Source organism: Amycolatopsis sp. NPDC004772, from assembly GCF_053601215.1.
The window spans coordinates 1-5,428 of sequence record NZ_JBSGBK010000168.1; the positions used below are offsets into that span (position 1 = coordinate 1).

At 74.2% G+C, this 5,428-nt stretch carries 1 protein-coding gene; it reads right to left on the bottom strand.

What is annotated here, in order from left to right:
* Nucleotides 1-5,364 (bottom strand): SDR family NAD(P)-dependent oxidoreductase (locus ACWEF6_RS42660; RefSeq protein ID WP_449688161.1); only part of this gene is annotated, 5,364 nt, incomplete at its 3' end.
* Between the last annotated feature and the right edge of the window lie 64 nt (nucleotides 5,365-5,428).

Consider the following 5,428-nt stretch of genomic DNA (forward strand, 5'->3'; position numbering starts at 1 on the left):
CACGAAGTCCGGGCGCACACCGAAAGATGAGAAAAGCCGGAACAGCGCCACCTCGAGCGCGAACAACGCCGGTTGGGTGAACTCCGTCCGATCCAGCAGCGACTGATCGTCGAACGCCGCCCGCAACAACGGATCGAAGTGCGAAAGGACCTCATCGAAGGCCGCGGCATAGACCGGGAAACGCTCGTAGAGCTCCAGGCCCATCCCGACCCGTTGCGCACCCTGGCCGGTGAACAACACCGCCAGCCGCCGGTCCGGCCGCGCGACTCCGGTCACCGGCGGGTTCTCCAGCGCCGCCAGGAGCTCCTCACGGTCCTCGCCGAACACGACAGCACGGTGCTCGAGCGCCGCCCGCCCCTTCACCAGCGAGAACCCGACGTCGACCGGCGACAGCGACGGGTTGGCCTCGACGTGCGCACGAAGGCGGCCGGCCTGGGCGGCGAGCGCGTCGGCGTCACGCGCGGACAGCAGCCACGGCACCAGACCGGGGACTTCGGGGCGCTCCAGCGCAGGCGCAGCGGCCGGGGCCTGCTCGATGATCGTGTGCGCGTTGGTCCCCGAGATGCCGAACGACGACACGCCGGCCCGGCGCGGACGGCCGGTTTCGGGCCAGCGGCGCGCGTCGGTGAGCAGCTCGATCGCGCCGGATTCCCAGTCGACGTGGGACGAGGGCGCGTCGACGTGCAGCGTGCGGGGCAGGACGCCGTGCCGCAGCGCCATCACGACCTTGATCACCCCGGCGATGCCCGCCGCGGCCTGGGTGTGGCCGATGTTGGACTTGAGCGAGCCGAGCCACAGCGGCGTCGGGCGATCCTGCCCGTAGGTCGCCAGGAGCGCCTGGGCCTCGATCGGGTCGCCCAGCGAAGTCCCCGTCCCATGGGCTTCGACCGCGTCGACGTCCGAAGTGGACAGACCGGCTCCCGCCAGCGCGGCGCGGATGACCCGCTGCTGGGACGGGCCGTTCGGCGCGGTCAGGCCGTTCGACGCGCCGTCGGAATTCACCGCCGAACCGCGGACGAGCGCCAGGACTTCGTGCCCGTGCCGCCGGGCGTCGGACAGGCGCTCCAGCAGCACCAGGCCGGCGCCTTCGCCCCAGCCGGTGCCGTCCGCGGCCTCCGCGAAGGCCTTGCACCGGCCGTCGGAGGCGAGGCCGCCCTGCCGGTCGAACTCCACGAACATGCCCGGCTGCGCCATCACCGCTACCCCGCCGGCCAGGGCGAGGTCGCACTCGCCGCGCCGCAGGGCCTGGACCGCCCAGTGCAGGGCGACCAGCGACGACGAGCAGGCCGTGTCGATCGAGACGGCGGGCCCTTCGAAACCGAACGTGTAGGAGACGCGGCCGGAAACGACGCTGGTTGCGTTGCCGGTCAGGAGGTGCCCTTCGACGCCGGCCGCGACCTCGGCGACGCCGCTACCGTACGCCTGGTGCGCGGCGCCGACGAAAACGCCGGTGCTGCTGCCCCGCAGCGACCGCGGGTCGATCCCGGCGCGTTCCAGTGCCTCCCACGAGATCTCCAGCAGCAGCCGCTGCTGCGGGTCCATCGCGAGGGCTTCGTGCGGGGAGATGCCGAAGAACTCGGCGTCGAAGCCGCCGGCGTCGTGGACGAACCCACCCTCGGCGGCGCCCAGGGCCGCGAGGTCCCAGCCGCGGTCGGCGGGCAGCGCGGTGAGGGCGTCACGGCCGGTTTCGACCAGGCGCCACAGGTCTTCCGGCGACGTCACTTCGCCCGGGTAGCGGCAGCTCATCGCGACGATGGCGATCGGGTCGCCGTCGGTGACCGTCGTGATCGCCGTCGTCGTCGCCGGTCCGGCGTCGCCGGCCAGCTCCGCCTGCAGCAGCGCGGCGAGGGCCTGCGGGTTGGGGTGGTCGAAGATGACCGTGGCCGGCAGGCGCAGGCCGGTCACCGCGGTGAGGCGGTTGCGCAGCTCGACGGCGGTCAGGGAGTCGAAACCCAGGTCCTTGAACGCCTTGGCGGGCTCGACGGCGTCGGCGCCGTCGTGGCCGAGGACCGCCGCGACGTGCGTGCGGACGAGGTCGAGCAGGAACCGGCGGACGTCGTCGGCGCTGAGCCCGGCCAGTTTCGCGGCGAGCCCCTCGGTGCCGGACGGCAGCCCGGCCGCGCGGCGGGTCCGCACCCGGACCAGGCCGTGCCACAGAGCCGGCAGGTGCTCGGCCTGGGCGCGCAGCGCGGCGAGGTCGACGCGGACCGGGACGACGCACGCGGCGCCGGCGACCTGGGCCGCGTCGAATAGCGCCAGGGCCTCCGCGGTGCCGAGGGCACCGATGCCGGACCGCGCGATCCGCGACAGGTCCTCGTCGTCGAGGGCGGCGGTCATGCCGCTCGCTTCGGCCCACTGGCCCCAGGCGAGGGAGACGCCGGGCAGGCCTTCGGCGCGGCGGCGGGCGGCGAGGGCGTCGAGAGCGGCGTTGGCGGCGGCGTAGTTGGCCTGGCCGGCGGCCCCGGCCACCCCGGCGAGCGAGGAGTACAGCGCGAACCAGGCCAGGTCACGGTCGCGGGTCAGCTCGTGCAGGTTCAGCGCGGCGTCGACCTTCGGGCCGAGGACGGCGTCGATCCGCTCGGGGGTGAGCGACTCGACGACGCCGTCGTCGAGCACGCCCGCGGTGTGGACGACGCCGGTCAGGTGCACCGGGCCGAGCAGCGCTTCGAGCTCCGCCCGGTCGGCGACGTCGCAGCTCACGACGCGGGGCGTGGCGCCCAGAGCGGTCAGTTCGGCGACCAGTTCGGCCGCGCCCGGGGCGTCCGGGCCGCGGCGGCTGAGCAGCAGGAGGTTCTTGACGCCGTGGGTGGCGACGAGGTGGCGGGCCAGGAGGCCGCCGAGGGTGCCGGTGCCGCCGGTGACGAGGACGGTGCCGCCGGGATCCGGCGCGGCGGGGACGGTGAGGACGTTCTTGCCGACGTGCTTGGCCTGGCTGATGAAGCGGAAGGCGTCGGGCGCACGGACGACGTCCCAGGCCTTGGTGGGCAACGGGTGCAGCTTGCCTTCGGCGAACAGCGTCAGCAGGGTGCGGAGGATCTCCTGGATGCGGTCCGGACCGGGGTCGCCGAGGTCGAACGGGAGGTAGGTGACGTCCGCGGGGTCGCGCAGGTCCGTCTTGCCCAGTTCGAGGAACCGGCCGCCGGGCTTGAGGAGGCCGAGCGAGGCGTCGATGAACGGGCCGGTCAGCGAGTTGAGGACGACGTCGGTTTTGGCGAACTTCGCCGCGAAGTCGAGGTCCCGCGACGACGCGAGGTGGGTGACGCCCAGAGCGCGGACGGCGTCCTGTTTGGCCGGGCTGGCCGTGGCGAACACTTCGGCGTGCACGCTTCGGGCGAGCTGGACGGCGGCCATCCCGACCCCGCCGGCGGCCGCGTGGACGAGCACGGACTGGCCGGCTTCGAGCCGCCCGAGGTCGAAGAGGGCGTAGTAGGCGGTGACGAAGGCGACGGGCACGGACGCGGCCTGGGCGAAGGTCCAGCCGTCCGGAACCGGGACGAGCAGCCGGGCATCGGTCACGGCGTGGGGGCCGAACGCACCGGTGAACAGGCCGAAAACCCGGTCTCCGACGGCGATCCCGGTGACGTCGGGCGCGACTTCGGTGACCACTCCGGCGGCTTCGGACCCGAGCACGGCGGCCGGATCGGGGTACATGCCGAGCGCGATGAGGACGTCCCGGAAGTTGATCCCGGCGGCGCGCACGGCGACCCGGACTTCGCCCGCGGCGAGGTTCGGTGCCGGTTCCGGTTGGAGGACGAGGCCGTCGAGGGTGCCGCCGGTGGTGGTGAGCCGCCAGGGTTCGCCGGGGATGGTGAGGGTGCCGCTGTGGGCGCGGGCGAGCCGCGGGGCGGTGAAGACGCCGTCGCGGACGTCGACCTGCGGTTCTTCGGGCAGGGTGGCGAGGTCGGGCGGGGTGGAGCCGTCGAGATCGAGCAGCTGGAAGCGGCCGGGGTGTTCGGTCTGGGCGGACCGGACGAGCCCCCGCGCGGCGGCGGCCGCGGGCTCGGTATCGGCGTGGCGGGTGAGGAGGACGAGGCGGCCCGGCCGTTCTTCGGCGAGCCAGGTTCGGACGAGGGTGAGGGCTTCGTGGGTGGCTTGCCGGATCTCGTCGGCGGTAATGGGGGCGAAGACGAGGTCGGCGTCGGTGTCCAAATCGGACACTGTGGGCAGGCCGAAGTCGTTGCGGCCGAGGAAGACGGCGTTGGTCGGCGGCCCGGCGGGGATGGGCGTTCGGTCGAGGCGGAAGAGCGAGCCGTCCGGCACGGGGGCGGCGGCGGTGATGGGGCGGAGGGTCAGGGATTCGATGGCGGCGACCGGGCCGCCGGTCTGGTCGCAGACCGTGACGGAGACGGCGTTGTCCCCGGCCGGGGCGAGCCGGACGCGGAGGGCAGTGGCGCCGGCGGCGTGCAGGGTGACGCCGCTCCAGGAGAACGGCATGCCGCCGGAGTTGGCGGGGTTGCCGCTGACCGGGGTTGCGCCGGTGGGCTCGCCGGAGTTGGCCGGGCTGCCGCCGACCGCGATAGCACCGGTGGGCTCGCCGGGGCTGGCCGGGCTGCCGCCGACCGCGATAGCGCCGGCGGGGTCGTCGGGGCCCGGGGCGGCGAGGCCCAGAGGGTGCAGGGCCGCGTCGAGGAGGGCTGGGTGCAAGCCGAAGGCCGTTGCGTCCGGGTGGAACTCCTCGGGGAGTTCCACCTCCGCGAAGGTCTCGTCGCCTCGGCGCCATACCCGGCGCAGGCCGTGGAATGCCGGGCCGTACGTGAAGCCGAGGCTTTCCAGCTGGTCGTACAGGCCTTCCGTCGAGACGTCAGCGGCCCCGGGCGGGGGCCACTCCGTCAGCTCGGCCGCCGGTCGGGGGCCGGTGGCGAGGAGGCCGCCGGCGTGGCGGGTCCACGTGTCCTGGCCCGGCGCCGCGCCGTCGTCCGGGGTGGAGTACAGCGTCAGCTCGCGGCGGCCCGTTCCGTCCGGCGGTCCGACGAAGACCTGGATCGCCACCCCGCCTCGTGCCGGCAGGACCAGGGGCGCTTCGAGGGTCAGTTCGTCGACGACCTCGCAGCCGACCTGGTCGCCCGCCCGGACGGCCAGCTCCAGCAACGCCGTCCCCGGGACCAGGACCGTCCCGCCCAGGGCGTGCCCGGCGAGCCACGGCTGCGTCTCCACCGACAGCCGCCCGGTGAAGACGACGCCGTCGTGCCCGGCCAGGCTTACCGCCGCGCCCAGGAGCGGGTGGTCCAGCGCTCCCAAGCCGAGCGAACCGGCGTCACCGGGGGCGACGCCGCCGCGGGGCCAGAACCGCTCCCGCTGGAAGGCATACGCGGGCAGGTCGATGCGGCGGCCGCCCGGGAAGAACGGTGTCCAGTCCACGTCCACGCCCTGAACGTGAGCAGTGCTCAACGCCGAGAGCAGTGCTCTCGTTTCAGAGCGGTCGCGGCGC